This window comes from Sphingomonas sp. BK580, from assembly GCF_014194975.1.
GTDB lineage: Bacteria > Pseudomonadota > Alphaproteobacteria > Sphingomonadales > Sphingomonadaceae > Sphingomonas.
In genome coordinates this window covers 11,916-38,099 of the sequence record NZ_JACIAY010000020.1, presented here as the reverse complement: position 1 = coordinate 38,099, position 26,184 = coordinate 11,916, and the positions used below count along the sequence as shown (strand labels likewise).

The window sequence follows — 26,184 nt, the reverse complement described above, 5'->3', positions numbered from 1 at the left end:
AGTCTCTAACGACGCCCACGCACCTTGCATGCGCAGACCCCGCAGACCACCGTCCACATGTCCCTTCATCTAAACCTACAATGTCAAAGAACCGCATAAAACCGGCGCCCCGTCGAACTCCCTTTTACCGGAGCGACGCTGGCACCTGATCTAGCGCTAGCCGGCGGAGCGTTCCAGCGAGTGGCCCGCCCCGTCGAGAAGTCGGCTTATATGGGCGGTCCAACATGCCGTCAACGGAAAAATGCAAAAAAGGGGCGCGGGCGGCGGAACCGATCGCATGTCACTCAGAAGACGCGGGATTGTCACCCGACCGTCACCAGCCGGACCTAGCCCCTCGCGACGGGTCAACACCGTACCAACGACATATTGGGGATTCATCGTGAGAAAGCACGTGCTCGCTTGCACGGCCGCTATGGCCGCCTGTCTGGCGGCGCCCGCCGCGCTGGCACAGGAGGCGGCGGCGGCGCAGAGCGCCGAACCCGCGGCGGACGACATCATCGTCACCGGCTCGACCCGCGCCGAGCGCCGCTTCGACGTCTCCTACGCGATCAACTCGGTCTCGCAGGAGGAGATCCAGCGCATCGCGCCGCTCAACACCGCCGACCTGATCGGCCAGCTCCCCGGCTTCCAGACCGAGTCGACGGGCGGCGAGGTACAGAACATCTACCGCATCCGCGGCCTGCCCAACGACGGCGGCTTCGTCAGCTTCCAGCAGGACGGCCTGCCGCTGTTTCACGAGAACGACGGCTTCTTCTTCCGCGGCGACGCGCTCGTCCGCCCCGACCTGATGACCGAGCGGCTCGAGGTGGTGCGCGGCGGCCCAGCCCCCGTCTACGCCAGCTACTCGGGCGCGATCGTCAACGCGGTGACCGTCACCGGCCGCGACGAGTCGCGGGGCAAGGCACGCGTGACCCTCGGCGACACCGGGCTATACCGGCTCGACGCGGTCCAGTCGGGCAGGCTGACCGACGACACGCATTACGCGATCGGCGGCTTCCTGCGCTACCACGACGGCTATCGCGACAACGGTTTCCCGAACGACCGCGGCGGGCAGATCCGCGCCAACCTCACCCACGACACGGGCACCGGCACGCTCAAGGTGAGCGCCAACTACGTCAACGACCACAACGTCTTCTATCTGCCGATCCCGACCGCGGACCCGCGCGACCCGAGCCGCTCGCTCGACCGCTACATCGATTATTTCAGCGGCACGATGAACTCGCCCGCGCTGCGCGACGTCAACCTCAAGTATCGCGACGGCGCCGGCGTGATCCAGGGCCGCTCGAGTGACCTCGCCACCGGGCGCCACATGCAGATGTTCAGCGCCGGCGTGCAATATGACGCCGATCTCGGCGACTGGCTGATCTCGGCGAGAGCGGGCTTCACCAAGGGGCGGCTCGACTTCACCGCTTTCTACTCGACCACCAACCCGAGCGACGGCAACGCCTTCGCCAACTCCTATCTCGCCGCCTCACGCACCGCCTTCGGACCGGTCGCGTCGATGGGTTACGTGCTCGCCGGGACCACCACGGCCTACGATCCCTATGCCGCCTCGGGACTGGTGGTGCAGGGCCAGTATCGCGACATCCACTCGCGCTTCTACTCGGCGCAGGGCGACCTGAGCGTCGCGCGCGCCTTCGACACCGCGATCGGGCGGCACGACCTCAAGGTCGGCGTCTATGCCAGCGCCTATGGCGCCAGCGCGGAGTCGATCTACCAGAACTATCTGATCGAGGTGGCGGGCAAGCCGCGCACGCTCGACCTGATCGCTTACTCCGCGACGGGCGCGGTGCTGGGCCGCGTCACGGACAATGGCGCGCTCAACTATGCCGCGACGCTCACCAAGGGCGACGCCGACGCCAAGATGGTCGCGGTCTACGCCAACGACACCTGGGAAATCGTGCGCGGGCTGCGCGTCGACGCGGGCATCCGCCACGAGCGCTACGACTATGCCGGGTACGCTGCCAACACCGCACAGTACAATCTCGGCGACCCGACCACGCTGGCGGACAATGCCACGCGCGGTTTCACCGGGACCGTCACTAACCGCACGCTCAAGCCGAACATCACCAACTGGACCGCGGGCGTGAACTACGACTTCACGCGCCACTTCGGCCTCTACGCGCGCGCCTCGCACCTCGAGACGCCGCCGTCGATGCAGGTGACCTACACGATCAACCCGACGATCATCACCACCAAGGCCGACCAATATGAGGTCGGCATCAAGCTGCAGTCGGGCGGATCCTACCTCTACGCCACCGGCTTCTACACCAACTTCGACCCGCTCAACGCCTCGTTCCTCGCCTTCGACCCGACCACGGGGCGCAACGACGTGAACGTGCCCTTCATCGGCGAGGCGCAGATCAAGGGCGTCGAGCTCGACGGCCTGCTCAGGGCGACCGACTGGTTCCAGCTCAACGCCGCGCTGACCGTGAGCAGCCCCGAGTATCGCAACTTCCGCAGCAGCACCGGGGCCGACCCGCAGGCCGCCGAGGGCAAGCAGATCGTGCGCGAGCCCAGGGTCTACGGCAACCTGCGCCCGACCTTCCGCTTCGCCGCGGGTGACACCGACGTCGACCTGTACGGCCGCTGGAACTACATGGGGAGGCGCTACGTCGACATCTACAACAACACCGCGCTGCCCTCCTACTCCACCTTCGGGGCGGGGGTGACCGCGACGCGGGGCGACTGGCAGGTGCAGGTGGTCGGCGACAACCTCACCAACGCCAAGGGGCTGACGGAGGGGAACACGCGCACGGACAGTCTCAGCGGCCAAGGCACCGCCGACGCGATCTACGGGCGGCCGATCTTCGGGCGCAACGTGCGACTGGTGGTGACCCGCTCGTGGTGAGCCGCCGCGCGCTCGCCGTACTGCTGGCGGCGGCTTTACCGCTCGCCGGCGGCGCGCCCATCGGTGCGGCCGCCGCGCCGGTGCGCGACCGCGCGAGCGAGGCGCTGGCGGCGCGGCTGTTCCCGCTGCTCGCGCGGCTCGGCCCGGCTGCCCTGCCCGAGCCGCTGCGGCGCGCCCGTGCCGGGCGGGTGAGCGCCTGCGGCGACGACGCCGCGTGCGTCGCGCGCGCTTCGCGGTGGGAGGCGGCGGAGATCGACTCGCTCGCCGCCGCGGCAGCCGCGCGCGCCGCCGCGCTCCCCGCCGTGGGCGATGACGGCCCCGCCGCGCAGCTCGGCCGCGAGCTGCGCGGCGTCACCGCGATCCTCGACACCTACGCGCTCGGGGTCGCGCCGCGCTACCCGGCGATCGACGGACCTGAGGTCGTTCCCGACAGCGCCGAGGCGAAGACACGGTCGCGCGCCGCCGTCGCGCTCGCCGCCACCCCGCGCGCGGGGGCGCTCGATCCCGGCGTCGAGCTGGCGCTCGCGCTGCTCCAGACCAACGACCGCACCGACGCGGTTCGCGGTGACGTCGCCCTCGACGCTGCCGCGCGCCGCCGCGCCCGCGCGCTCGACTGGGCGCGCTACCGCTACACCGCGCTGATCGTCACCGGGATCGGCCCCGAGGTCCCCGACATGCCGCTGAGCCCCGGTGGCCAGTACCACGTCCGCCTCGCCGCCGCGCGCTACGCCGCGGGCGACACCGCGCTGATCATCGTCAGCGGCGGTCGCGCCCACCCGCGTGCGACTCGCTTCACCGAGGCGGTCGAGATGCGGCGCGCGCTGGTCGAGCGCTACGGCGTGCCGCCCGAGGCGATCGTGCTCGAGCCCTATGCCCGTCACACCACCACCAACCTGCGCGACGCGACGCGCGAGCTGGCCGCGCTCGGCGCCCCGCTCGACCGGCCGGCATTGATCGTCTGCAACCCCGAGCAGAGCCGCTACATCGAGGGCGCCGCTTTCGCGGAGCGCAACCGGCGCGAGCTCGGCTACGCGCCCGGCACGATCGGCCCGCGGCGCTCGCCCACCGCGATCGAGTTCCGCCCGGCGCACGAGTCGCTCCGCGTCGACCCGCTCGATCCACTCGATCCCTGACGCGAGGAAACGCTGATGCGCCTGCCCGCCCTGCTCGCCGCTACGCTATGGCTCGCCCCCGCCCCGGCGCTCGCCTGGGGGCATCGCGCGCACGCCGCGATCGATCGCGCCGCGCTGGCCGCGCTGCCCGCCGACGGTCCGCTGTTCCTGCGCCGCCACGCCGACACGATCGCTGACTCGGCCACGCTGCCCGACAGCTGGCGCGCCGCGAGCGAACCGTTCAGCAAGATCGAGGAGGATCCGAATCACGGCTGGTTCCGCGAGCAGTTCGCCTTCCTCCGCCCGATCCCGCGCTCACGCTACGCCTTCGTCATCGCGCTCTATCGCGAGCACGAGCGACTCCAGGCGAGCGACCCGGCGCGCGCGGCGCGCACCAATGTGCGCTGGACCGGTACGTTGCCCTACGCCGCGATGGAGAGCTACGGCAGGCTGGTGGTCGCGATGCGCGCGGTGAGGGCGGCAGGCAGCGACCGCCGTGCCCGGGTGCTCGCCGAGGGGCAGGCGACCTATGAGGTCGCGCTGCTCGGCCACTATATCGGCGATGGCGCCCAGCCGATGCACGACTCGGTCCATCACGACGGCTGGGTCGGCGACAATCCGAACGGCTACACGCGCGACCGGAGCGTCCACGGCCGCTTCGAGAGCGGCTTCGTCGACCGAATCGGTCTGAGCGAGCGCGACCTCGCGCCGCACGTGGCGCCGCTCGGCCACGAGGGAGGCGATCTGTTCGACGCGGTGCTGGCCTATCTCGACGTGGCGGGCGACAAAGTGGCGCTGACCTACCAGCTCGAGAAGCGCGGCGGCTTCGCCGACCCGACGGACGCCGCGGTGCGGGCGCTGGTGATCGAACGCGCGGCGAGCGGCGCGGCGATGCTGCGCGACATGATCGCGCGGGCCTGGCGCGAGAGCGCGTCGGCGCCGCGGCGCGACCTGCCCGACCCGCTCGACCTCGCGGCGCCGGCGTTCGATCCCGCGACGGGATCGGCGCCGGCGGCGCCGTAGCGGCCTCGACCCGGGATCCATGGTGGCGCGCGACGCCGGTCGGCCGCGATGGAAGAGGAAGCGGCCTCCCTCATCGCTGCGCGACACCACGTGAGCGACACGGCGACCGATCAGACCAGCCGAGGTGCACGCCGCCTTACAGCTCCGGATCCACGTATGCCGGCTCCAGGCTGGCATCACCTATGCTGGGCGTGGCGCGTGGCGCGGCGTCCCCCGTCAGCCCGCCTTCATCATCCCGTGCATCGTCAGCCAGCGCGCGAAGGCATCGAACCATCCGGTGCTCGTCGTCGTCTTCGGGTACATGCCGAAGCCGTGGCCGCCCTGCTCGTAGAGGTGGAACTCGACCGGCCGCTTCGCCTCGCGCCAGCGCTCGATCAGCCCGAAGCCGCCGTTGGCGAAGAAGGGATCGTCTGCCGCCAGGGCGACGAACAGCGGCGGCGCCTCCGCCGGCACCGTCACGCCGGTGAGCGGGCCGTAGATCGTGCCGATGAAGGCGGGCTTGGCATCGCCCGGCGTGAGCGTCGTCGCCAGCGTCAGCATCGCGCCCGCCGAGAAGCCGACCATGCCGATCTTGCTCGGGTCGACGTGCCACTCGGCGGCACGACGGCGCACCAGCGCGAAGGCCGCGCGCGAGTCGGCGAGCTGCGGCGCCAGTTGTGTCGCCATCGTCGCCGCGTCGGGGCGCGGCGGCCGCGCCGCGGTGCCCGAGAACATCGCGCGCATCGACTCGGCGAACGCGTTCATCTCGGCCGGAGTCTGGTTGAGCCGGTACTTGAGCACGAAGGCGGCGACACCGCGTGCGGCGAGTGCGCGTGCGACGTCATAGCCCTCATTGTCCATCGACAGCGTGCGGAAGCCGCCGCCGGGCGCCACGATCACCGCCGCGCCGCTGGCGCGCGCGGGATCGGGCAGGAAAGGGGTGAGCGTCGCCTCGGTGACGTTGCGGGCGAAGGTGCTCCCATACTGGCGGAACCACGATTCCTTCACGGCGGCGCCGGGCAGCGCGCCGGTGCCGAGCGGTAGCGCTCCCTGCTGGGCCGGCGCGGCGATCGGCGTCATGGCGTCGTCCTGCGCGGCGGCGGGAAGGCTGACGGTGATAGCGACGACGGCCGCGGCGCTGAAGCACAGCCGGCGACCGAGATCGAGCCTGGTAGAACGGCGCATGTCTCTCTCCGATGTTATCGTTAACACCGAACGCTATTGCGAGATTTTGCCGGAGTCCAGTGGCGAGCCGACTTCCTGCTTGTGCGTCCACTTCGACATCCCTCGTCCCGGCGCAGGCATCGCGTCCTGCGCCGGGATGAGGGTGAGAGAGGACGCGGACTCATGCCCCCTGAGACCCGCACCGCCGCCGCATCAGCGCGGCTGACATTCGCCCCCACGCTGCGCTAAGCCCGTGCGATGTCGCACCAGCGCCACGTGCTGATCGTCGGCGGCGGGACCGCCGGCTGGCTCACCGCCGCCTATCTGGCGCGCGCGCTCGGCACCGCCGTGGCGGTGACGCTGCTCGAGTCGCCCGAGATCGGCACGATCGGCGTCGGTGAGGGCACCTTCCCGACGATCCGCGAGACGTTGCGTTTCCTCGGCATCGACGAGGTCGCGTTCGTCCGTGAAGCGGGCGCCACCTTCAAGCAAGGCGTCCGCTTCACGGGTTGGCAACCCGACGCGGACGGCGCCCCGCACAGCTACTTCCACCCCTTCGACGCGCCGTTCCAGCCCGAACCCGGCCTCGTCACCGACTGGCTGCGGCAGGACGAGACGGTACGCGCGCCGTTCGCCGAGGCGGTGACGATCCAGCACCGGGTCGCCGCCGCGCGCCGCGCGCCCAAACAGCCCGGCGAGGGCGACTTCGCCGGACCGCTCACCTACGCCTTCCACTTTGACGCGGTGCGCCTGGCCGCGCTGCTGGCAGAGCGGGCGCGCACGCTCGGCGTGCGGCACCTGAGCGGCCGTCTGCGCGACCTGGTGCTCGCCGAGGATGGCACGATCGCGCGGGTCGAGAGCGACGCCGGCACGCTGACGGCCGACCTCTACGTCGACTGTACCGGGTTCCGCGCCGAGCTGATCGGGCGCCTGCCCGACGCGCGCTTCCACTCGGTGGCCGACCAGCTGTTCACCGACCGCGCGCTGACGTGCAAGCTCCCCTATGCCGCACCCGACGTGCCGATCGAGAGCGCCACGCTCGCCACCGCGCACGGCGCCGGCTGGCTGTGGGACATCGGGCTCGCCGGCGCGCGCGGGATCGGCTGCGTCTATGCCAGCCGCTACCTCGACGACGCGGGCGCGGAGGCGATCCTCGCGCGTTATCTGCGGCGCGACCCCGCCGAACTCGCCCCGCGCCGCATCACCTTCGTCCCCGGCTGGCAGGAGCGCGCCTGGATCGGCAATTGCGTCGCGGTCGGGTTGGCGGGTGGCTTCCTCGAGCCGCTCGAGTCGACCGGCGTGGTGCTGATCGAGGCCGCCGCGGCGATGATCGCCGAGCTGCTGCCGCCGCGCGGCCCGGTCGATCGCAGCGCGGCGCGGTTCAACGCGCTGATGGCCGAGCGCTACGAGAATATCGCCGCTTTCCTGAAGCTGCACTACTGCCTCAGCCGACGCACCGAGCCGTTCTGGCGCGACAACGCCGACCCCGCGACGCTGCCGCCCCGGCTCGCCGCCTGGCTCGAGCAGTGGCGGCACCGCCCGCCCAGTCGCTTCGACCTCCAGCTCGAGAGCGAGACCTTCGCCCACTTCAACTATCAGTACATCCTCTACGGCATGGGCTTCGCCACCGACGCGGGCGCGGCGGACGCCGCCGCGACCGCGCGCGCCGGACGGCTCTTCGCGCGGGTTCGCGCCTATGGCGAGCGCGCCGCGCGCGAGCTGCCGTCGCACCGCGCCTTGGTCGAGCAACTCGCCGGCACGCTCAGCCCCGCGCGAACAGGCTCCTGAGCCACAGCGGGCCGCCCCGCGCGGCCTCGCGCCAGTCGAGCGCCTCCTCGCTCGTGCCCGGCACGTAGCGCCAGGGATCGACGGTGCGCACCTTCCCTGCCCGGTAGCGCGCCGGATGCGGCGTCGCGATCGCGAGCCGGTGCTCCAGCGCGGTCGCGGCGAGCAGCGCGTCGCGCGGCTCGGCGTAGCCCAGCGTCGCGGCGCGGCGCGCCACCGCCGCGTCGACCGCGAGCACGCGCCCGTCGAAGGCACGCGGCACGATCTCCTCGGCCCAGCCGCGCGCCGAGGCCGCGGCGGCCTCGTCGACTCGCTCGATCTGCACCGCCGCGGCGACCAGCTCACCGAGCGTCAGCGCCGAGACGAACACAGCGGTGCGCGCCTGCCCCGCCGCCCACTCCGCCACCGCCGGGTCGCACGTTCCGGCCTTCGCACCGCGCAAGGCCCAGACCAGCTCGGTGTCCAGCAGGTGCATCAGCGCGCCCAGCGCGTGATCGCGCGCCAGTCAGGCTCGACCGTCATCGGCTCGGGCGCGGCGAGCTGGTCGGCGAGCGAGTCACCCTGCCCGGCGAGCTGGCGAAACGACTCGAAGCTGAGCAGCACGTGCGTCGGCCGCCCGCGGTCGGTGATGAGCACCGGCTCCTGCGCGGCGAGTCGCTTGGCCTGGCTGACGTCCTGGTTGAACGCGCGGCTGGAAAGCGTGCGCATGGGCCTGTCGTCTCCACCTCGAAGGGCGGTCCGATGCCGCCTCTCAGTGTAGGTACGTTACTACATCGTGGCCACGCCGCAACGCTTCTGGCCGGTCGCCGAGAAATCGCGCGACGGCCGCGCGCTGCACCTTGCGCGTGCGGCGGCGCCGGCCTCTTCTCCGCACCGCGAGAGCGGGCGCGTGCCCGCCGGGGGAGGATCGAATGAGCGACTGGCTGGGAAGCCTGGGGAACACCGTGGCGAACGTGCTCGAACCGCATGGGCCCGCCACCGTGGCGGCGGCGCACAGCTACGCGCCGGGTGACTTCTCGATCCACTTCTTCCTCCAGCTCGCGGTGATCCTGGTGGCGTGTCGGGTGGTGGGCTGGCTCGGCCAGAAGCTGCTCGGGCAACCGCAGGTGGTGGGCGAGATGATCGCGGGCGTGGTGCTCGGGCCCTCGCTGCTCGGGCTGCTCTTCCCCGGGCTACAGGGGGCCATCTTCCCGAAGGAGACCAAGAACGTGCTCTACGCCGGCGCGCAGCTGGGCGTCGGGCTCTACATGTTCCTGGTCGGCACCACGCTGCGGCTCGACCATTTCCGCACCAAGGCGCGCAGCGCCTCGTTCGTGTCGATGGCCGGGATCGCGGCGCCGTTCCTGATCGCGGTGCTGATCACCCCCCTGCTGCTCGGCGTGCCCGGGCTGTTCGCGAGCGGGATCAGCCAGGCGAACGCCACCTTGTTCCTGGGCGCGTGCATCGCGCTCACCGCCTTCCCGATGCTGGCGCGGATCATCAACGAGCGCGGGCTGGCGGACAGCTCGCTCGGCACGCTGTCGCTCACCGCGGGCGCGTTCGACGACGCCTGCTCCTGGTGCGTGCTGGCGGTGGTGCTCGCCACCTTCGGCGGTGGCGCGGGTGTCGCCATCCTGGCGATCGGCGGCGGGCTGCTCTGGGCGCTGTTCGTGGTGCTCGCCGGGCCGCGGCTGCTCGCTCCGCTGGCGCGCAAGGTCGAGCGCGAGGGCGAGCTGAGCCTCACCAGCTTCGCGGTCGTGATGATCGCCTTCTGCTTCTCCGCCTTCCTGATGGACGTGGTGGGCATCCACGCGATCTTCGGCGGCTTCATCCTCGGCGCGGTGATGCCGCGCGGGCTGCTCACCGCCGAGATCAAGCGCAAGCTCGAGCCGCTCACGGTGGTGCTGCTGCTGCCGATGTTCTTCACCTATTCGGGGCTGAACACGCGGATGGACATGGTGAACTCGTCCGAGCTGCTGCTGATCGCGCTCGGCGTGCTCGCCGCCTCGGTGATCGCCAAGGGCGGCGCCTGCTATCTCGCCGCGCGGCTCTCCGGCGAGGACAACCGCACCGCGCTGGGGATCGGCGCGCTGATGAACTCGCGCGGGCTGATGGAGCTGATCATCATCAACATCGGGCTGCAGAAGGGGATCATCGGCCCGACGCTGTTCTCGATGCTGGTGCTGATGGCGATCGTGACGACGATGATGGCGAGCCCGCTGTTCGAGCTCTTCTACGGCCGCCGCGGGCGCGAGAACGGCGAACTGGCGCGACTCGACCGGAGCTACGCCGAAGCGAGCTGACGGCGGATCGACCTGGGCAGGCGAGGGTCGCCACGCCGGGTCAGGGGGTGACGACCGCTAGGACGCGGTGACGACCGCTAGGACGCGGTAGTGCAACGGACTAAGCGTGAGCGGTGCGACCTGGCGGATGCCTAGCGCAGGCTTAATCTTGAAGCGGGAGGACCGCGCGGCGACACGGTCGCCATGCTTCGCCCTCGCCCCTCGCCCAACTGCCCCCTGCTCACCGCGGTGCGCCCGCGGTGAAGGGTGTCGCACGCAAGTCGCGCCGGCTGCTCCACTGGATCGCGCCGATCGTGGTGGTACTGCCGATCCTCTTCTACGTCGGCGGCGTCCTGCTCAGCCTGGGGGCCTTCGCGCCCGCCGGGGTAGAGGGACTCGGCGCCTTCGACGTCTCCGAGGTGGCGACCGCGGGCTGGCTGGGTCTCGGCCCCTCGCTGCTCGTCCTCGCCGCGGTGGTGGTGATCGCGGCGACGCTGGTCTGGCCGGTCTCCGAACTGCTCGTGCGGGGCCAGATCCAGCGCGCCCCGCGCTCGCGGAAGCTCGCAGCCGAGATACTCGGCATCGCGCTCTGCGCTTACGCCATCGTCACCGTCGACGGCGTGTTCCAGCTGCTCATCGCGGTGTTCGCCACGCTGATCGTCATCGCGCTGGCCGCCGCGCAGCTCACCCGCGATCATACCGTCATCGAGACGCACGTCCGTCCGCTGGGCTGGTTTCTCCTATGCCTCAGCGCGACGATCGCGCTGGTCGCGCTCGGCGCGGCGGCGTCACCCTTCGGTGCCAGCGCGCCAGCGCGCGCGGCGAGCCTGTTCGCCACGCCGTTCGGCCAGCGTTGCGTCTACCCGGTGCTGATCGGCCACGCCCGGCTGCTCTATGCCGATGGTGACGGCCTGTTCCTCTCGGACGACGAGAGCCGGAGCGTGATCCAGGTCGGACGGGTGCCCACCGGCGCCGCGCTTCGCCGCCGCGCGCCCGTCTGCGCGCGCCTCGCCCCCGCCGCGCCGGCGCGATGAGTCAGGTCAGTCGCGCACGAGCACGTCCGGGCCGATCGCCGCGACGTTCGTGCAGCCGGTGAGCGCCATCGCGACGCGCATCTCGGCCTCGATCAGCGCGAGCATCCGCGCCACCCCCGCCTCGCCACCGGCGGCGAGCGCATAGGCCCAGGCGCGGCCGAGCAGCACGCCCTTCGCACCGAGCGCGAGCATCCGCACCACGTCGAGCCCGGTGCGCACCCCACCGTCGGCGAGCACGGTGAGCCGGTCTCCCACCGCCGCCGCGATCGCCGGCAGCGCGCGCGCGGTCGAGGGCGTGCCGTCGAGCTGGCGACCGCCGTGATTGGACACCACCAGCCCGTCCGCGCCGAGCGCCGCCGCCTCGCGCGCGTCCTCGGCGTCGAGCACGCCCTTGAGGATCAGCGGCCCGTCCCACTCCCGGCGGACCCAGTCGAGGTCGCGCCACGTCACCGTCGGATCGAAATTCTCGCGCATCCAGCCGAGGAAATCCTCCAGCCCGCTGGAATTGCCGAGCACCGGCGCGACGTTGCCGAGATGGTGCGGGCGGCCGTGGACGCCGACGTCCCACGCCCAGCGCGGGTGACGCAGCGCCTGCCCGAACCGCCGCGCCGCGCCGCGCCAGCCGCTCGCCCCCGCCAGCCCGGAGCGATAGTCGCGGTAGCGCGACCCCGGCACCGGCATGTCCACCGTGAACACTAAGGCGCTGCACTCGGCCGCACGGGCCTGAGCGAGCAGGTCGCGCATGAAGCCGCGGTCGCGGATCATGTAGAGCTGGAACCAGAAGGGCCGCGTCGTGCCGCGCGCCACCTCGTCGATCGGGCAGGCCGAGACGGTGGAGAGGCAGAAGGGCACCCCCGCTTTCTCCGCCGCGCGCGCCGCCTGCACCTCGCCGCGGCGCGCGTTCATCCCCGCCAGCCCGATCGGCGCGAGCGCCACGGGCAGCGCCATTCGCCGGCCGAACAGCTCGGTGGAAGGATCGAGCGTGCCGATGTCGCGCAGCACGCGCTGGCGCAGCGCGATCGTCTCGAGATCGGCGACGTTCCGCCGCAGCGTCGTCTCGCTGTACGATCCGCCGTCGATATATTCGAACAGGAAGGGCGGCAGGCGGCGCCGCGCGAGCGCGCGAAAATCGAGGGTGGACGCGACGATTGTCATGGGGTTTGGGTTCACGAAGGCGGTGGCGCGCTGTAGCGCATAGGTGCAACCTGCATCCACTGGCGGCGGATGGCAACGTCCGCGTGCCCGACCCGCTTCCTCCAGCCCTGAGGTGATCACGATGAAACTCTGCCGCTACGGTGCGAAGGGCGCCGAGAAGCCCGCGCTGGTCGACGCCGACGGCGCGCTGCGCGATTTGTCGGGCGTGGTCACCGACCTGACCGGCGCCGAGCTCGCCCCCGCCGCGCTCGCGCGCCTCGCCGCGCTCGATCCCGCGACGCTGCCGCTGGTGGAGGGCACGCCGCGCTACGGCGTGCCCGTCGCGGGCTCGCAGAAGTTCGTCGCGATCGGGCTCAACTATGCCGACCACGCGGCCGAGTCGAACCTGCCGATCCCGGCCGAGCCCGTCGTCTTCAACAAATGGGTCAACTGCCTTCAGGGCGCCAACGACCCGGTGGTGATCCCGCGCGACAGCAGGAAGACCGACTGGGAGGTCGAGCTCGGCGTCGTGATCGGCACGCGCGCCAGCTACGTCGAGGAGGCCGACGCGCTCGACCATGTCGCCGGCTATCTCGTCGTCAACGACGTGTCCGAGCGCCATTGGCAGCAGGAGCGCGGGCCGACCTGGGACAAGGGCAAGGGCTTCCCCACCTTCGGCCCCGTCGGGCCGTGGCTCGTCACCGCCGACGAGGTGGGCGACCCGCAGCAGCTCGGCCTGTGGCTGTCGGTCAACGGCAAGCGCGTGCAGGACGGGTCGACGTCGACGATGATCTTCACCGTCGCGCAGATCGTCGCTTACTGCTCGCAGTTCATGACGCTGGAGCCGGGTGACATCATCACGACCGGCACGCCGCCGGGCGTCGGCCTCGGCCAGAAGCCCGAGCCCTGGTATCTCAAGGCCGGCGACGTGGTCGAGCTCGGCATCGAGAAGGTGGGCGAGCAGCGCCAGGAGTTCGTCGCCTGGTCGCGTGAGCGAATCGGCTAGCGTCGTATCCGCCGCAGCTGAGCCGTCACCGTGCTCCGGCGAACGCCGGAGCCCAGGGCCCCGACGGCGCCGCCTGCCCCTTGGGCTCCCGCGTGCGCGGGAGCTCGTTACTGTCCGCTGCTCTGGGCTCCCGCGTGCGCGGGAGCACAAGGGACGCGTTCGCCCCCTTCGTCATGCCGGACTTGTTCCGGGATCCATGGTGTCGCGAGAGCCGAAGACGTTGCTCTCGCGGCTGGATGGATCCCGGCTCAAGGCCGGGATGACGGAAGACGATGGGCGTTCCCGTCATCTCGATGAAACAGAGCGCGACACCCGCACCGCCGAGCCTCGGCAGAGCGCCGCGTCGCCTGCGGCGCTCTGTCGGCCCGCTACTTCGCCGCCCAGCGGATCGCGTTGGTCAGCACGCGGCGATAATTGGGGTCGTCGTAATTGGCCGCGTCATGCCCGAGCGCCGAGTAGAAGACATGCCCCTTTGCGCGCGGATTCACCCACATGATCGGGTGCTTGCCCATGCTCAGCTTGTCGCCGGTGCGATAGCTCGCCTCGTCGACACGGGCGAGCACGGTCATGCCGTGCTGGCTGGGATCGCCGCTGAACGAATACCATTCGTCGCTCGAGGTCCAGGGCAGCTTCACCCCGGCCATCACCGGATGGCGCGGCTGGTCGACCAGGATCGTCGCGCGCTGGATATGGTCGGCGCCGTTGGGGTGGCCGATGAACTCGGTGCCGATGATCGTGTCGACGTACCAGGGCGACTTGTGGCTGTTGTCGCCAGCGGCGTGGAGCGCGACCACACCGCCGCCGCGCGCGACGAAGCGCTGGAACGCCGCCTGCTGCTCGGGGGTCAGGAACTCGCCCGAGGCGCTGTTGAGCACCACCACCGAGAAATGCTTGAGCGCCTCGTCGTTGAAGACCGCGCCATTCTCGGTCTGGAAGCTCTTGCGACCGAGCCCGCGCGCGATGTCCGCGAGCACCTCGTTCGAGTGCGGGATATGCTCGAAGTGGCGCCAGCCGTTGGTCTTGCTGACGATCAGCACGCCGCGCTCGATCCCGGCGGGCAGCGTCGGGGGGTTGGTGTCGAGCGTCGGCGTCGGCAGGTGCGGGTCGGGGGCGGCCTGCGCCAGTGCCAGCGCCCCGAGCATCGCGATCAGTCGCATCCCATCTCTCCTGTGTTGAACGTCATCGTGCCGGCGTCGCGGCGGTGCGTGCCTGGTCGATCTCGGCGCCCCACGGGTCGCGCGCCACCACCGTTGTCCCGTCGGCGGCGAAGTCCGCGATCGTGTCGGCGGCGCGATCGTAGCGCGGCCAGCGCGGCAGGCCGGCGCCGTTGGGATCGCCGGTCTTCACGAAGTTGGCGACATACTGCGCCATGGCATGCCCCATCGCGACGTCGCGCGGGCTGGTCTGCGCGCCGTATTTGATCGCGGCATTGTCGAAGAAGAAGGGGATGTCGGTGGCGTGCTGCGCGCCGGGCTTGCCGATCGAGCTGGCGACATAAGAGAAGCGGTACGCCCACACCGGCACGCCCTTGGCGGCGAGCCGCGCGGCGGCGTCGCGCGCACCCGCGACCATATAGCCGGTCCGCCCGCCGATGTCCGCGCTGGTGGCGCCGATCAGCATCGGCACGCGCGCGAACCGGTCCTGGTCGTAGGCGGCGCCCAGGTCGACCACCACCTTCCCGTCGATGAACGGGCCCGAATAGGTCGGCGCGGCGGCGTCGCGCGGCGCCATCGACGCGAGGTTGAGCCCGTCGACCACCTGCTCCCCCGGCAGCGCGCGCAGCCGCTCGAGCGCGTCGGGCGCCGCGGGATCGATGCCCTTGGCGCGCGCGAAGTTGGCGCCGATCCGCTCCGCGTCGGCGAGCGCCTTGCCGCTCGGGTCGGGGTGGCCGTCGCCGCCGGACATCACGAAAGCCTGGCGGAACAGGCCGCGTGCGAGCGGCGAGGTGACGAGCTGGTGCACCGACATGCCGCCCGCGCTCTCGCCGACGATCGTCACCTTGGCCGGGTCGCCGCCGAAAGCGGCGATGTTGCGCTGGACCCAGTGCAGCGCCGCGATCTGGTCCATCGTGCCGTAATTGCCGAGCCGGCCGCCGTCGGCGTTCGCCTGGCTGAGCTGCGGCAGCGCGAAGCTGCCGAACCGGCCGAGCCGGTAGTTGAAGCTGACGAACAGGACGCCCCGCCTGGCCATGTTGGCGCCGGCATAGGTGGGCGGCGAGGCGCCGCCGTTGACGAAACCGCCGCCGTAGATCCACACCAGCACCGGCAGCTTGCCCTCGGCGGCGGCCGGCTTCCACACGTTGGCGTAGAGGCAGTCCTCGGATGGCGTGGTGCCGAGCGGCGCGGCATCGCTGGGGAACGGAAGCTGCATGCAGTCGGAAGCGTAGCGCGTGGCGTCGCGCACCGCCGTCCAGCGCGTGACCGGCTGCGGCGCGCGCCAGCGCAGCGCGCCTACCGGCGGGGCCGCGAAGGGGATGCCCTTCCAGCTCGCCACGCCGTCGATCACCGCGCCGCGCACCGGGCCGGCGTCGGTGCGGACCGTCGTGCCCGGCTGCGCCGACACGGGCGCGGCGATGAGCAGCGCGGTCAGCGCCGCGGCGATCGGCTTGGTCATCCGTCTTCCTCCCCTGCGGCCGTGCCTGGCTCGGCGCGCCCTCTACCTTCCCCGCCTCCGCCGCGACGTCAACTGGCGCGATCCCGCCGACCGCGACGGCTCGCGCATTTTCGTTGCAGTCGGGGCGGTTAGCCGATGGTTACCGCCTCATTAATAACGTTCTTAACTCTCTCTTAGGACTTTTATGGCAGATCGTCTGTCACAATCACAGCGATAGGAGAGCTCTCGTGGACGATCCGCGCAAGCTCAAGAACGAGCTGGAAGTGGCGGCACGCGTGGCGGGCTCGCTGACCGATATCAAGGCCGCGCAGGAAGTGGAGCGCTACATGCGCGAGATGGAGGCCAAGCTGCGCTTCCCGCCGCGTCCCAGCGCCGACGTGGTGATCTGATGGGCATCGCCGCCCCGCTCCCCGCCGGGGAGCCATCACGTCAGCGCGCGGTCGACGCCTGCGGGATCGTCCTGCGCCCGCGCAATCCCGAGTTGCAACGGATCGTCGAGGAGGCGGCGCGGCTCGCGCGCGCGCCGATCGCGGCGATCTCCGTGGTGGACCGCTCGCGCCAGTGGCTCGCTGCGCGCGTCGGGATCGCGGGCGACGAGGGGCCGCGCGCGCATTCCTTCTGCGGCCACACCATCCTTCGCCCGGGCGAGCCGATGATCGTCGCGGACGCGCGCGGCGATCGTCGCTTCGTCGCCAACCCCTCGGTGGTGGGCCATCCGCACATCCGCTTCTACGCCGGCGTCCCACTGGTCGATCACGCCGGCTTCGCGCTGGGGGCGTTGTGCGTCGCCGACACGCGACCGCGGCTCGGCCTGTTCGACATCTATGACCTGACTCATCTCGCCCGCCACGCGGAACGGATCATGGCGCTCTAGGCGCGGCCGGTCCGAACCTTCTGGCACCCGCCGCCGCTCGACGCGTTGGTGCAGCCGAAGGAGACGATCATGTCAGACGAACGCGAGGAACAGCCCGTCCTGTACGTGCCGGACAGCCCCAACGTCGGCGCCGCCGATCCGGACGCCGACAAGGACGATCCGAAGCGCGCCGCCAAGGACCGCGCCCGCGCGGACGACCTCGCCGCCAAGGTAGCGGTGGGCGACGAACTGTCGGGCTATGAGAAGGTGGCCGGACGCGGGGTCGTCGGCGAGTAGACACGTGATCACCGCCGGCTCCCGCGCGAGGGAGGCGGCGGTGATCGCATCAGGCGAGCGCTCTCACGCCAGGATCAGGCCCTCGCGGTTCATCGCCGCGGTCACCGAGCGGTTCTGCTCGTCGCTGAGCTGCGCGCGCAGCGACGGGAACAGGTCTTCCTCCTCCTCGCGCATATGCTCCTCGATCATCGCGCGGAACTCGCGCAGCTTGGGCAGCCAGGCGGGATCGTCCTTGGCCATCGCACCGAGCTCGAAGAAGAACTGCTTCACGTAGCCGTGTTCGTGGTTGAGCTGGTCCGCGCCCTCGGTGAGGCCGTGCTCGCGCATCTCGGCGTAGACCACATTCTCTTCCTGGAACGCGTGCTTGGCGATCGCGTGCTTGAGCTGCGCGAGCAGCAATGTGCGGCGTCTGGTGGCGTTCTCGTCGGTCTTCTCGAGCGCGTCGAAGAGCTTGAGCGCGGCGGCATGTTCGGCGGCGAGCGCCTCGTCCCAGGGGCCCGCGAAGACGGTCGGGGCCTGCACCGCGGCCTTGCGCAGCAGGTTGGCCGCCAGTCCCGCGGCCACGCCGACCGCTGCGGTCAGGGCCAGGGTTCGGCCGCGTGCGGCCTGTGCGTCGCTGGTCGTCGTCATCGCTCTCGCTCCTGCTGCTTGGCGCTGGAACGACGGCGCTAAGTACCTGTTCCGATGTGAGAAGTCCTCGGCCGCCGCGTCCGCCCGGAAAATGACTGATCGAGGTTGTGAAGCACCGCTCGCGCTCCGCGACGAGAGGAACCGTGTTGAAAAACAGCGCGTTAGCTGGGCCCACGGCGGCCCTGGTCGCCTCACGGGGAACATCAATGCTGGCGATGGACTATCGCGGGCCCTACCGGGTCCGCCTCTCCGAGAAGCCGATGCCGCGAATCCTTCACCCGCGCGACGCGATCGTGCGCGTCACGCGCTCGTGCATCTGCGGATCGGACCTGCACCTCTACCACGGCATGGTGCCCGACACGCGCGTCGGCAGCACCTTCGGCCACGAGTTCTGCGGCGTGGTCGAGGAGGTCGGCGCGGAGGTGGAGAATCTCGCCCCGGGCGACCATGTGCTCGTGCCGTTCAACATCGCCTGCGGCCACTGCCACTTCTGCCAGCAGGGCTTGTACGGCAATTGCCACGAGTCGAACCCGCAGGCGACCGCGGTCGGCGGTATCTTCGGCTACTCGCACACCGCGGGCGGCTATGACGGCGGACAGGCCGAGTATGTCCGCGTGCCCTACGCCGACGTCGGCCCGACCAAGATCCCCGACTGGATGGACCCGGACGACGCGGTGCTGCTCACCGACGTCGTGCCGACCGGCTACCAGGCCGCGGAGATGGGCGGCATTCAGAAGGGCGACACGGTCGTGATCTTCGGCGCGGGCCCGGTCGGCATCATGGCCGCCCGCGCCGCCTGGCTGTTCGGCGCGGGGCGCGTGATCGTGCTCGACATGTACGACTATCGGCTCGACTTCGTCCGCACCTATGGGCCGGCCGAGGTGTACAATTTCGAGGAGCTCGACGACGTCGTCGTGTTCCTCAAGAAGACCACCGACGGCCTGGGCGCCGATGTCGCGATCGACGCAGTCGGTGGCGACGCGCGCGGCAACGCGTGGCACTGGCTGTTCGGCACCAAGCTCAAGCTGGAGGCCGGCTCGGCGATCCCGCTGCACTGGGCGATCAACGGGGTGAAGAAGGGCGGGATCGTCTCGGTCGTCGGCGTGTACGGGCCGACCGGCAACATGGTCCCGATCGGCAATGTCGTGAACAAGGGCATCACGATCCGCGCCAACCAGGCCTCGGTCAAGCGGCTGCTGCCGCGGCTGATCGAGCACGTCCGCGCCGGGCGGATCGATCCCAAGGCGCTGATCACGCACCGCGTGCCGCTCAGCGACGTGGCCGACGCCTATCACCTGTTCGCCAACAAATTGGACGGCTGCATCAAGCCGGTGCTGGTGCCGCATGCCGGCTGAGGAGCACGCGATGGAGCGCACCGCCAAGACGCTGAGCCCCGCGCTCGTGGACCCAGCGACGATCCCCGGATGGGGCGTCGACGCCGACGCGCGCAACGACCCGACCTATCCGATCCGCGACCAGTCGCGTGATCACGGGCTGACGCGCCGCTGGGACCGCCCTCCCGTGCAGCAGCCCGACGTCGAGATCCTGCAGTCGATCGAGCACGTCCGTCAGCCGGCGGTGGTCGGCACATCGGTGCCGCCGCGCGGGGTGAGCGGCGCGATGCGGCGGCTCGCGTTCCGCTGGAGCGAGTCGAACTGGCTACACTGGCTGATCCTGCTCGGCGCCGACCGTGTCGACGTGGTCGAGGGCGTGGTCGAGGACCTGTCGCGCGGCACGTTGCCCAACGTGCCGGCGGAGATGGGTACGGGCGCGGCGTGGCGGCACGATCGCGAGCGGCTCGTCACGCGATGGGCGCTGGCGGCGGGGACGATCGCGGTGGGCGCGGCGATCGCGGCGAACGTACGGCGCGAGCGGGCGGCGGCGAAGCAGACGGTGTTGCTGGTCGAACCGTCGAACAGCGGCATCGGCGGCGGACGTCGCTGATTACGCGAGTTCTCGGCCGTGTTCCGGCGAACGCCGGAACCGAGGGTGAAGCAGACAACAAATGATGGTGCGGGCGACCCTGGGCTCCTGCTTCCGCAGGAGCACGGACAGGGGCGTCGTCCGACCCGACGCGCCCTATCCCTCCCCCAGCCCGCGGTCGCGCAGCAGCATGCGGCTCGCCAGCTCACGCGCGCGGCCGCGCGGCAGCTCCAGCGCGCGCGCCATCGCCGCACCCAGCAGCGCGTCGCCGAGCGCCGCCAGCACCAGCTGGAGCGTCTCGTCGCGGATCGGCGCGTCGGGCCGCTCCTCGTCGCGCGCCAGCTCCTCGACCAGGTCGTGGATCGCGGTGAGCACGGGATCGAGCGCGTCGCGGTTGCCGGTGAGGATCATCCAGCTCGCCAGCGCCCCCGCCCCGCCCGCGCCGAACGCGTCGAACACGACGTCGACCAGCTCGGCCGGATCGCGCTCGGCACGCGAGCGGCGCACCGCGTCGCGGATCGTCGCCACGATCGCCGCCGCCATCCGCTCGATCAGCGCCTGCTGCAACCCGTCGGCCGAGCCGAAATGGTGGAGCAGATTGGCGTGGGTCCGCCCGACGCGCGCCGCCACCGCCTTGAGCGTGACCGCCTGTGGCCCATCCTCCAGCAGCAGCGCGCGCGCCGCCTCCAGCGCCGCGTCGCGCGACGCCTCGGGCGTCAGCCGCCGGCGGGGAAGGACAGCGGTCGCCCGCGGCATCGGATCGTGACCTGTCGAGGTTGCGGAATGTTGCTGCCCTTGTGCCCGCTTCCGCGCCGAAAGCAACCGACGATCAGGCCGCGATCGGCATCGCTCGCGCGGGGTCGGCGGCGAGGTCGAGCGAATAGTCGACGCACTCCACCTCGGCGTCGCGCGCCAGCGCGTAGCGCCGCGACCGGCCGCACTCGACGAAGCCGAGCTTGCGCAACACGCGTCCGGAGGCCGGGTTGTCGGCGTGATGATGCGAGTCGACCCGCGTCAGTCCGAGCGCGTGGCGCGCGAGGTCGAGCACCGCGCGCCCCGCCTCGGTGGCATAGCCGCGGCCCCACACCTCGGGTGTGAGCCAATAGCCCAGCTCGACCCCGCCGCGCTCGCCGCGATGCAGCCCGACGCCGCCGACCAGACGATAGTCGCCGAAGCGCTCGGCGATCAGGAATCGCGGCTCGCGCGGGTGCGGCTGGAGCGAGAGAAAGGCGGCCGCGTCCTCCTCGGCATAGGGCCAGGGCACGCGCGCCAGCCGCGACACCACCGCCTCGTGCGCGATCGCGCGCGCCAGCGCGGGGGCATCCTCGAGCCAGCCCGGCCTGAGGGTGAGTCTCGGCGTCAACGCGAACATGCTCCGTCTCCTTGTTCGGGCCGCTGCCACAACCGGATGACGGTGGCGCGACACGCTGGGGCGAGGGAGCATGAAAAAAGGGAGCCGGGGCGACCCGTCTCCCTTGTTGGCTGGGTTCCGTGCTGCGGAACCCCGGGTCGCCCTGGTGGGCAACCCGGTTGGTTGCCCGATGTTACTCGGCCGCGGCCGCCATAATGTCGACCGAGCAGAATTTGCGGCCGAGCTTGCCCTCGTGGAACACCACGCGGCCGTCGACGAGCGCGAAGAGGGTGTGGTCCTTGCCGATGCCGACGTTGCGGCCCGGGTAGAACTTGGTGCCGCGCTGGCGCACGAGGATGTTGCCCGCGATCGCTTCCTGACCGCCGAACTTCTTCACGCCGAGACGACGGCCGACCGAATCACGACCGTTGCGCGACGAACCGCCTGCTTTCTTATGTGCCATTGCTCTTGCTCCTGCGCGCTACGGGATCAGCCGACCGACACGATCTTGAGGATCGTGTGGTTCTGGCGATGGCCGTTGCGACGACGATAATTGTGGCGGCGACGCTTCTTGAAGACGATCACCTTCTCGCCCTTGGCCTGCGCGACGATCTCCGCCGCGACGGTGAGGCCGTCGACCGACTTGAGATCCGCGCCCTCGCCCGCGAGCAGCACGTCACCCAGCGTCACCGACGCGCCGGCCTCGCCCTCGATCTTCTCGACGACGATCTTGTCTCCGGCGGCGACGCGATACTGCTTGCCGCCCGTGCGCACGACTGCGAACATGGCTCTTGTCACTTCCCAAATTTCATAGCTCGCGAGGGCGTACCCTGCGAGAGAAGCGTGCGAGCTATGCGAAGCCTCCCGGCCTGTCAACCGATTCCGTGACCGATCGACGAAGCCGCAACGTCAGTGGCGATGCTGGCGCTTCAGCCCGTAGCGGCCACCGTCGAGCCGATCGAACAGGCCGGCGATCGCGGGATGGTCGATCGGCTCGTCGCTGTCGTCATGCACGAGGTTCTGCTGGCTGACGTAGGCGACGTAGCTCGACTCCATGTTCTCGGCGAGCAGGTGATAGAAGGGCTGGTCCTTGCTCGGCCGGAAATCCTCCGGGATCGAGTTGTACCATTCCTCGCTGTTGGCGAAGACCGGGTCGACGTCGAAGATCACACCGCGGAAATCGAGCATGCGGTGGCGCACCACGTCGCCGATCGAGAAGCGCGCGTGCGCGATTGGGGGCGCCACCGGCGCCTCGGCCTTAGCGATGATCGTGTGTTCGCTGGTCATCGCTACAATCTAGTGCGGAAATCGGCGCGCACAACAACAGACACGCTTGCGTCCGTCCCGCGACCGGGCTAGGGGCGCCGCTCGATCGCCGCCGGCGCGCCTCTCGCAGGCCCCGGCGTCCTCCGCGGAGAGGTGCCAGAGTGGTCGATTGGGACGGTCTCGAAAACCGTTGTGCCCTCACGGGTACCGTGGGTTCGAATCCCACCCTCTCCGCCACTTCCCCCACCATCATCGATCAGCCGACCTGGCCCGACGTCGCGTTACCGCCCGAGCGCGGACAGGACCGGGTCTATCGTGGGCGTGCGCTCCGCACGATCGATGTAGATGTCGGGGCGATAGAGCTCGCGCGGCAGCCCCGTCACGGTGAAGAGCTGCTCGGTGCCGAGGTCGACCTGCGCCGCCGAGCCCTCGATCGTCTCGTTGCTGAGCGCGCCCAGCAGATGCGCCATGTCGGTGCCGACGGTGGTGGCGCCGATCGCCGCGAAGCCGATCATCAGCCCCTCGCCCATGCTGCCGGTCCAGCGCCCGCCCGCGACATAGACTCGCCCGGCATAGCGTAGGCCGTAGGGGGCGACATATTCGACGAACTTGCGCGTCGGCCCGAGCACGCGCGCCTCATAGGGTACGACATGCATCTGATAGGGGCGGTCATGGTCGACGAAGTGTCCCATGATGCCGCGCGCCACGCTGGTGTTGCCGCCGCTGGGCGTGTCGCGAAGGTCGATCAACAGCGCGTCCGTTCCCTCGAGCGTCTCGAGCGCGCGGGCGAAACGGTCGATCAGCGCCTGGTCGCCGAGCGAGTTGTTGATGCGGATGATCCCCATCGCCCCGCGGCGCTCGACGTCCAGTAGCGGCCCGTGCTCGATCCGGTCCGCCAGCGTGTTGGTGGCGGGCAGCGCGACGCGACGCCGCCCCTCGGCCACCTCCAGCACCCGCGCGCGCCGTCGGTGACCGGCCAGCGCGACGTTGAAGGCGAACGCGACCTGCGGCGGGGTGAGGTCGGCGAAGGCGCGGCCCGTGACCTGCTCGATCGCGCGGCGCGGCGACACGCCGTCGAGCCGCAGCACCGTCATCCCGGCCGTGACACCGCGCGCCGCCGCGTCGCTGCCCGCGCGCACCTCCCCGATCCGGAAGCGGACGCCGTCGTAGCTGCCGAACAGGTCGGAGGCGGTCGGCACCACCGCCCAATCGTCGGCGTCGAGCGGGTCGACGACGAGATGCGGATCGGCGAAATTGTGCGCGACGAGCTGGAGGACGTCGATGAAGTCCTTGTCGGTCCGTGCGGCACGCGCGCGCGCCGCGAAGGTCGCCAGGATCGACTCACCGTCGATGCCGGGGCGGGTCAGATAACCGTAACGGTCGCGCAGCAGCGTGACGAACGAGTCCCACGCCCGCGACGCCGCGAAGGGCGCCGGGGCCGGTCGCGGTTCCTGCGCCGGCGCTGGGACGGCGAGGAGGAGGGTGAGACCGGCGAGCCAGGCGGTCAGGCGAGCGTGGTGCATCGTCGCTTCATTCGCACCGGCGTGCGCGGCGCAAGATGATCGGTGTCGCCCGCCGCTGCTCCGCCGGCACGGGGGGCACCGGGCTGTCACGCGGCGCGTCCGCGCCTCGGCGACGTCCTCCAGCGCACCACGCGACATCGCCCCCCTGAGGCGCGGCCGCCGAGCCTCAGATCACCGTCGCAGGTACCAGCGGGCCGGCCCCGCCCGCGGCCGGGTCCGAGAAGGACCCGCGGCCGTCCTCGACATGCCCCGCCATGCGCCACGCCTGCCCGCCCCCGACGAGCGCGCGATCGTACCAGCCGTGGCTCGCGGCGAGGTCGAGCGCGACGCGGCGGGTCTCGTGCGGGCGCAGCGCGATCGTGACAGGGGAGGCGCCATAGGCCCGGTCGGTGACCTCGACCGTCAGCGGGGCGTCGGTGCGGTTCTCGACCAGCAGCGCGGGCGCGGCGCCGCGCGCGAGGCCGACGCCGAACAGGTCGCCGCGGCCGACCAGCCGGCGATGGAAGCCGTCAGGACCCAGCACGAACAGGTCGGCCGCGCCGGCCGGCAGGGGATGCGGCAGCGCGCCGCCCGCCGCGACGGTGTAGCGCGCGGGCACCTCCACCAGCCGGGCCATGTCGTAGACGTGGAACGCCGCCGCGCGCTCGTGCGAGCGGTTGACCAGCAGCAGCGCGGGCGAGTCGCCGCCGCGCAGCTGGGCGTCGAGCGCGTAGGGCGTGGCGCGGCGCCGGCGCAGGCCGCGCTCCTGCCCGGGTGCCTCCACCGCGGCGGGCACGGCCGGCGCGACCCCCTTCAGCCCCGCCGCACGCGCCGACGCGGCCGCGGTCGCGGGCAGGCCCGCCATGAACGCCACCGTGTCGGGCGCGGCGAAGTCGAAGCAGGAGGTCAGGTCGCCGCACACCGAACGGCGCCACGCGCTGATGTTGGGCTCGCGCACGCCGAAGCGCGCCTCCAGGAAGCGCAGGATGCTGGTGTGGTCGAACACCTCGGAGGCGACGTAGCCGCCGCGGCTCCACGGCGAGACGACGTAGAGCGGCACGCGCATGCCCAGGCCGTAGGGGCGGTCGCGATAGGCGGCGTCCTCGGGGGTGCGGCAGTGGACGTGATATTCGTCGTCGGCGGGCACGTCGCTGGAGCCGACCGGGCGGCCGCCGACCCGCGCGGGCGGCGCCGGTGGGGGCACGTGATCGAACAGCCCGTCGTTCTCGTCGAAGTTGATCAGCAGCGCGGTGCGCGCCCACACGTCGGGGTTGGCGGTGAGCGCGTCGAGCACGCGCGCGGTGTAGTCGCCGCCCTGCAGCGGGGTGGAGACGCTGGGATGCTCCGACGCCGCCTCGGGCGCGATGATCCACGACACCGCGGGCAGGCGTGCGTCGCGCACGTCCTGGCGCAGGTCGTCGAGCGTGCGCGTCGTGGTGGTGCGGCGGGCGAGCAGCGCCGCGGCCTCGTCCGCGGCGGACTGGGCGCGGCGATAGGCGTGGAAGCCGACCAGCGGGTTGTCGGTGAAATTGTCCGCCATGTCCTGGTAGATCTGAAAGCCGATCCCCGCCGCCAGCAGTCGCTCGGGATAGGTGGTCCAGCGATAGCCGCCGTGGCGCAGCGGGTCGGCACCGAGGCTGTCATAGCCGTTGTCGATCGCGGGGCCGCCGGCGCGCGCCAGGGGGTCGTGCGTCCCCGACCAGATGTACAGACGGTTGGGGTTGGTGCTGAGGTGCATCGCGCAGTGATAGGCGTCGCACAGCGTGAAGGCCTCGGCGAGCGCATATTGGAATGGCAGGTCCGCGCGCGTGAAATGCGCCATCGCGTGGTTGTGCTTGGCCGCGGTCCACGCGCCCATCCGCCCGTTGTCCCACGCCGCCTGGCTGTCGGTGAAGCCGTGCGGCGTGCCGAGCGGGCGATAGAGGCGGAAGTCGGTCGCGGTGTCGAGCCGGAACGGCGCGAGCAGCGCGGGCGACGCGCCGGCATGCTCGTTGGGCTGGAGCAGGACGGTGCGGCTCGGCGCGTCGGGCAGCGGCGGCGCCGGCGCGGCGAAACGGTCGCCGAACCCGCGCACGCCGCGCATCGCGCCGAAATAATGGTCGAAAGCGCGGTTTCCCTGGGTGAGGATCACGACATGGTCGACGTCGCGCAGCGTGCCGGTGCGGTGCCGCCCGGGCAGCTCGAGCGCGCGCGCGATCGACGGGGTCAGCGCCGCGGCGGCCCCGGCGGAGGCCATCATGCCGCGAATGAAGCTGCGGCGGTCCTGCATCGGCGGCATGGCGTGCTCCTTCGGCCTCGTGACGGAGCCTCGCCCGAGGCGCCCGCCCTCTCCTTCTGTCCCGCGAGGGAAGAAGGACGACTTTAGACGATCTCCCCTCCCCTTCAGAGGAGGGGCGGGGG

The 26,184-nt window shown here is 71.1% G+C and carries 26 protein-coding genes and 1 tRNA gene; 13 read left to right on the top strand and 14 right to left on the bottom strand.

Annotation, left to right across the window (positions count from 1 at the left end):
• The first annotated feature begins 412 nt into the window (after positions 1-412).
• The 3 genes from FHY05_RS21930 to FHY05_RS21920 are packed head-to-tail and all read left to right on the top strand — an operon-like array spanning position 413 to position 4,986.
• Complete coding sequence (locus FHY05_RS21930) at positions 413-2,851, top strand: TonB-dependent receptor (protein WP_183946617.1); 2,439 nt, start codon at positions 413-415, stop codon at positions 2,849-2,851.
• Positions 2,848-3,984 carry a YdcF family protein gene (locus FHY05_RS21925; protein ID WP_311732554.1) on the top strand — a complete coding sequence of 379 codons (1,137 nt, stop codon included), beginning with the start codon at positions 2,848-2,850 and terminating at the stop codon, positions 3,982-3,984. Before FHY05_RS21930 ends, FHY05_RS21925 begins: the two co-directional genes overlap by 4 nt.
• A gap of 15 nt (positions 3,985-3,999) precedes the next feature.
• Entirely contained in the window at positions 4,000-4,986 is a 987-nt protein-coding gene (locus FHY05_RS21920) for a nuclease (RefSeq protein WP_183946614.1), read from the top strand.
• A gap of 216 nt (positions 4,987-5,202) precedes the next feature.
• Here FHY05_RS21920 and FHY05_RS21915 read toward each other — a convergent pair whose 3' ends face one another.
• Positions 5,203-6,150 carry an alpha/beta hydrolase gene (locus FHY05_RS21915; protein WP_183946612.1) on the bottom strand — a complete coding sequence of 316 codons (948 nt, stop codon included), beginning with the start codon at positions 6,148-6,150 and terminating at the stop codon, positions 5,203-5,205.
• Between the two features lie 237 nt (positions 6,151-6,387).
• Between FHY05_RS21915 and FHY05_RS21910 the strand changes: the two genes are divergently transcribed.
• Positions 6,388-7,917, top strand: a complete 1,530-nt coding sequence (locus FHY05_RS21910; protein WP_183946610.1) for a tryptophan halogenase family protein — start codon at positions 6,388-6,390, stop codon at positions 7,915-7,917.
• Here the strand turns inward: FHY05_RS21910 and FHY05_RS21905 are convergent.
• Together FHY05_RS21905 and FHY05_RS21900 are read right to left on the bottom strand one after the other, a co-directional pair.
• Positions 7,892-8,389: a PIN domain-containing protein gene (locus FHY05_RS21905; RefSeq protein ID WP_183946608.1), complete on the bottom strand. Its 498-nt coding sequence runs from the start codon at positions 8,387-8,389 to the stop codon at positions 7,892-7,894. The genes FHY05_RS21910 and FHY05_RS21905 overlap by 26 nt on opposite strands.
• Positions 8,389-8,622 (bottom strand): type II toxin-antitoxin system Phd/YefM family antitoxin, encoded by a 234-nt coding sequence (locus FHY05_RS21900; protein ID WP_183946606.1) that lies wholly within the window; start codon positions 8,620-8,622, stop codon positions 8,389-8,391. Before FHY05_RS21900 ends, FHY05_RS21905 begins: the two co-directional genes overlap by 1 nt.
• A gap of 203 nt (positions 8,623-8,825) precedes the next feature.
• Here FHY05_RS21900 and FHY05_RS21895 point away from each other — a divergent pair, with 203 nt between their 5' ends.
• On the top strand, positions 8,826-10,196 hold the full coding sequence (locus tag FHY05_RS21895; RefSeq protein ID WP_183946604.1) for a cation:proton antiporter: 1,371 nt from the start codon (positions 8,826-8,828) through the stop codon (positions 10,194-10,196).
• 239 nt (positions 10,197-10,435) lie between these two features.
• Entirely contained in the window at positions 10,436-11,209 is a 774-nt protein-coding gene (locus FHY05_RS21890; protein ID WP_183946603.1) for a hypothetical protein, read from the top strand.
• Between the two features lie 6 nt (positions 11,210-11,215).
• Here FHY05_RS21890 and lldD read toward each other — a convergent pair whose 3' ends face one another.
• Positions 11,216-12,364: an FMN-dependent L-lactate dehydrogenase LldD gene (lldD, locus tag FHY05_RS21885; RefSeq protein ID WP_183946602.1), complete on the bottom strand. Its 1,149-nt coding sequence runs from the start codon at positions 12,362-12,364 to the stop codon at positions 11,216-11,218.
• 121 nt (positions 12,365-12,485) lie between these two features.
• On the opposite strand from lldD, the gene FHY05_RS21880 reads away from it, so the two are divergent.
• The gene (locus tag FHY05_RS21880; RefSeq protein ID WP_183946601.1) at positions 12,486-13,349 is read left to right on the top strand and encodes a fumarylacetoacetate hydrolase family protein; all 864 of its coding nucleotides are present in this window, start codon (positions 12,486-12,488) and stop codon (positions 13,347-13,349) included.
• A gap of 368 nt (positions 13,350-13,717) precedes the next feature.
• Here FHY05_RS21880 and FHY05_RS21875 read toward each other — a convergent pair whose 3' ends face one another.
• Both FHY05_RS21875 and FHY05_RS21870 read right to left on the bottom strand, forming a co-directional pair.
• Complete coding sequence (locus tag FHY05_RS21875) at positions 13,718-14,506, bottom strand: ThuA domain-containing protein (protein WP_183946599.1); 789 nt, start codon at positions 14,504-14,506, stop codon at positions 13,718-13,720.
• A gap of 22 nt (positions 14,507-14,528) precedes the next feature.
• Positions 14,529-15,962 (bottom strand): carboxylesterase/lipase family protein, encoded by a 1,434-nt coding sequence (locus FHY05_RS21870; RefSeq protein ID WP_183946597.1) that lies wholly within the window; start codon positions 15,960-15,962, stop codon positions 14,529-14,531.
• Positions 15,963-16,189: 227 nt separating this feature from the next.
• Here FHY05_RS21870 and FHY05_RS21865 point away from each other — a divergent pair, with 227 nt between their 5' ends.
• From FHY05_RS21865 to FHY05_RS21855, 3 genes are all read left to right on the top strand, one after another.
• Positions 16,190-16,351, top strand: coding sequence for a hypothetical protein (locus FHY05_RS21865; RefSeq protein ID WP_183946595.1), 162 nt, complete (start codon positions 16,190-16,192; stop codon positions 16,349-16,351).
• Positions 16,351-16,836 (top strand): GAF domain-containing protein, encoded by a 486-nt coding sequence (locus FHY05_RS21860; protein WP_183946593.1) that lies wholly within the window; start codon positions 16,351-16,353, stop codon positions 16,834-16,836. The genes FHY05_RS21865 and FHY05_RS21860 overlap by 1 nt, the downstream gene beginning before the upstream one ends.
• 69 nt (positions 16,837-16,905) lie before the next feature.
• Positions 16,906-17,112: a hypothetical protein gene (locus tag FHY05_RS21855; protein WP_183932234.1), complete on the top strand. Its 207-nt coding sequence runs from the start codon at positions 16,906-16,908 to the stop codon at positions 17,110-17,112.
• A 63-nt stretch (positions 17,113-17,175) separates the two neighbouring features.
• Here the strand turns inward: FHY05_RS21855 and FHY05_RS21850 are convergent, their stop codons facing one another.
• On the bottom strand, positions 17,176-17,742 hold the full coding sequence (locus FHY05_RS21850) for a hemerythrin domain-containing protein (RefSeq protein WP_183946591.1): 567 nt from the start codon (positions 17,740-17,742) through the stop codon (positions 17,176-17,178).
• Between the two features lie 206 nt (positions 17,743-17,948).
• Between FHY05_RS21850 and FHY05_RS21845 the strand changes: the two genes are divergently transcribed.
• Positions 17,949-19,097 carry a zinc-dependent alcohol dehydrogenase gene (locus FHY05_RS21845; RefSeq protein WP_183946589.1) on the top strand — a complete coding sequence of 383 codons (1,149 nt, stop codon included), beginning with the start codon at positions 17,949-17,951 and terminating at the stop codon, positions 19,095-19,097.
• A gap of 10 nt (positions 19,098-19,107) precedes the next feature.
• On the top strand, positions 19,108-19,686 hold the full coding sequence (locus FHY05_RS21840) for a hypothetical protein (RefSeq protein ID WP_183946587.1): 579 nt from the start codon (positions 19,108-19,110) through the stop codon (positions 19,684-19,686).
• 135 nt (positions 19,687-19,821) lie between these two features.
• Here FHY05_RS21840 and FHY05_RS21835 read toward each other — a convergent pair whose 3' ends face one another.
• The 5 genes from FHY05_RS21835 to hspQ all read right to left on the bottom strand — a co-directional run bounded on the left by FHY05_RS21835 (position 19,822) and on the right by hspQ (position 22,303).
• Positions 19,822-20,421 (bottom strand): TetR/AcrR family transcriptional regulator, encoded by a 600-nt coding sequence (locus tag FHY05_RS21835; RefSeq protein WP_183946585.1) that lies wholly within the window; start codon positions 20,419-20,421, stop codon positions 19,822-19,824.
• Positions 20,422-20,494: 73 nt separating this feature from the next.
• The gene (locus FHY05_RS21830; RefSeq protein WP_183946583.1) at positions 20,495-21,037 is read right to left on the bottom strand and encodes a GNAT family N-acetyltransferase; all 543 of its coding nucleotides are present in this window, start codon (positions 21,035-21,037) and stop codon (positions 20,495-20,497) included.
• Between the two features lie 172 nt (positions 21,038-21,209).
• Positions 21,210-21,479, bottom strand: a complete 270-nt coding sequence (gene rpmA / locus FHY05_RS21825) for a 50S ribosomal protein L27 (RefSeq protein ID WP_183946581.1) — start codon at positions 21,477-21,479, stop codon at positions 21,210-21,212.
• 26 nt (positions 21,480-21,505) lie between these two features.
• The gene (rplU, locus tag FHY05_RS21820) at positions 21,506-21,802 is read right to left on the bottom strand and encodes a 50S ribosomal protein L21 (protein WP_132910024.1); all 297 of its coding nucleotides are present in this window, start codon (positions 21,800-21,802) and stop codon (positions 21,506-21,508) included.
• A 123-nt stretch (positions 21,803-21,925) separates the two neighbouring features.
• Positions 21,926-22,303 carry a heat shock protein HspQ gene (hspQ, locus tag FHY05_RS21815; protein ID WP_183946579.1) on the bottom strand — a complete coding sequence of 126 codons (378 nt, stop codon included), beginning with the start codon at positions 22,301-22,303 and terminating at the stop codon, positions 21,926-21,928.
• A gap of 126 nt (positions 22,304-22,429) precedes the next feature.
• Between hspQ and FHY05_RS21810 the strand changes: the two genes are divergently transcribed.
• Positions 22,430-22,519, top strand: a tRNA-Ser gene (locus FHY05_RS21810).
• A gap of 44 nt (positions 22,520-22,563) precedes the next feature.
• Here FHY05_RS21810 and FHY05_RS21805 read toward each other — a convergent pair.
• Both FHY05_RS21805 and FHY05_RS21800 read right to left on the bottom strand, forming a co-directional pair.
• On the bottom strand, positions 22,564-23,805 hold the full coding sequence (locus tag FHY05_RS21805) for a hypothetical protein (protein WP_183946577.1): 1,242 nt from the start codon (positions 23,803-23,805) through the stop codon (positions 22,564-22,566).
• Between the two features lie 166 nt (positions 23,806-23,971).
• Positions 23,972-26,062, bottom strand: coding sequence for a phosphocholine-specific phospholipase C (locus FHY05_RS21800; protein ID WP_183946575.1), 2,091 nt, complete (start codon positions 26,060-26,062; stop codon positions 23,972-23,974).
• Between the last annotated feature and the right edge of the window lie 122 nt (positions 26,063-26,184).

What these genes read in the sequence shown, in the direction of transcription:
- FHY05_RS21840 (WP_183946587.1), top strand. Translation starts at nt 19,108, where the DNA reads ATGGAGCGCACCGCCAAGACGCTGAGCCCCGCGCTCGTGGACCCAGCG.
- FHY05_RS21805 (WP_183946577.1), bottom strand. Translation starts at nt 23,805, where the DNA reads ATGCACCACGCTCGCCTGACCGCCTGGCTCGCCGGTCTCACCCTCCTC.
- FHY05_RS21855 (WP_183932234.1), top strand. Translation starts at nt 16,906, where the DNA reads ATGTCAGACGAACGCGAGGAACAGCCCGTCCTGTACGTGCCGGACAGC.
- FHY05_RS21920 (WP_183946614.1), top strand. Translation starts at nt 4,000, where the DNA reads ATGCGCCTGCCCGCCCTGCTCGCCGCTACGCTATGGCTCGCCCCCGCC.
- rplU (WP_132910024.1), bottom strand. Translation starts at nt 21,802, where the DNA reads ATGTTCGCAGTCGTGCGCACGGGCGGCAAGCAGTATCGCGTCGCCGCC.
- hspQ (WP_183946579.1), bottom strand. Translation starts at nt 22,303, where the DNA reads ATGACCAGCGAACACACGATCATCGCTAAGGCCGAGGCGCCGGTGGCG.
- lldD (WP_183946602.1), bottom strand. Translation starts at nt 12,364, where the DNA reads ATGACAATCGTCGCGTCCACCCTCGATTTTCGCGCGCTCGCGCGGCGC.
- FHY05_RS21860 (WP_183946593.1), top strand. Translation starts at nt 16,351, where the DNA reads ATGGGCATCGCCGCCCCGCTCCCCGCCGGGGAGCCATCACGTCAGCGC.
- FHY05_RS21930 (WP_183946617.1), top strand. Translation starts at nt 413, where the DNA reads ATGGCCGCCTGTCTGGCGGCGCCCGCCGCGCTGGCACAGGAGGCGGCG.
- FHY05_RS21845 (WP_183946589.1), top strand. Translation starts at nt 17,949, where the DNA reads ATGCTGGCGATGGACTATCGCGGGCCCTACCGGGTCCGCCTCTCCGAG.
- FHY05_RS21900 (WP_183946606.1), bottom strand. Translation starts at nt 8,622, where the DNA reads ATGCGCACGCTTTCCAGCCGCGCGTTCAACCAGGACGTCAGCCAGGCC.
- FHY05_RS21800 (WP_183946575.1), bottom strand. Translation starts at nt 26,062, where the DNA reads ATGCCGCCGATGCAGGACCGCCGCAGCTTCATTCGCGGCATGATGGCC.
- FHY05_RS21905 (WP_183946608.1), bottom strand. Translation starts at nt 8,389, where the DNA reads ATGCACCTGCTGGACACCGAGCTGGTCTGGGCCTTGCGCGGTGCGAAG.
- FHY05_RS21880 (WP_183946601.1), top strand. Translation starts at nt 12,486, where the DNA reads ATGAAACTCTGCCGCTACGGTGCGAAGGGCGCCGAGAAGCCCGCGCTG.
- FHY05_RS21910 (WP_183946610.1), top strand. Translation starts at nt 6,388, where the DNA reads ATGTCGCACCAGCGCCACGTGCTGATCGTCGGCGGCGGGACCGCCGGC.
- FHY05_RS21895 (WP_183946604.1), top strand. Translation starts at nt 8,826, where the DNA reads ATGAGCGACTGGCTGGGAAGCCTGGGGAACACCGTGGCGAACGTGCTC.
- FHY05_RS21915 (WP_183946612.1), bottom strand. Translation starts at nt 6,150, where the DNA reads ATGCGCCGTTCTACCAGGCTCGATCTCGGTCGCCGGCTGTGCTTCAGC.
- rpmA (WP_183946581.1), bottom strand. Translation starts at nt 21,479, where the DNA reads ATGGCACATAAGAAAGCAGGCGGTTCGTCGCGCAACGGTCGTGATTCG.
- FHY05_RS21870 (WP_183946597.1), bottom strand. Translation starts at nt 15,962, where the DNA reads ATGACCAAGCCGATCGCCGCGGCGCTGACCGCGCTGCTCATCGCCGCG.
- FHY05_RS21875 (WP_183946599.1), bottom strand. Translation starts at nt 14,506, where the DNA reads ATGCGACTGATCGCGATGCTCGGGGCGCTGGCACTGGCGCAGGCCGCC.
- FHY05_RS21835 (WP_183946585.1), bottom strand. Translation starts at nt 20,421, where the DNA reads ATGCCGCGGGCGACCGCTGTCCTTCCCCGCCGGCGGCTGACGCCCGAG.
- FHY05_RS21830 (WP_183946583.1), bottom strand. Translation starts at nt 21,037, where the DNA reads ATGTTCGCGTTGACGCCGAGACTCACCCTCAGGCCGGGCTGGCTCGAG.
- FHY05_RS21850 (WP_183946591.1), bottom strand. Translation starts at nt 17,742, where the DNA reads ATGACGACGACCAGCGACGCACAGGCCGCACGCGGCCGAACCCTGGCC.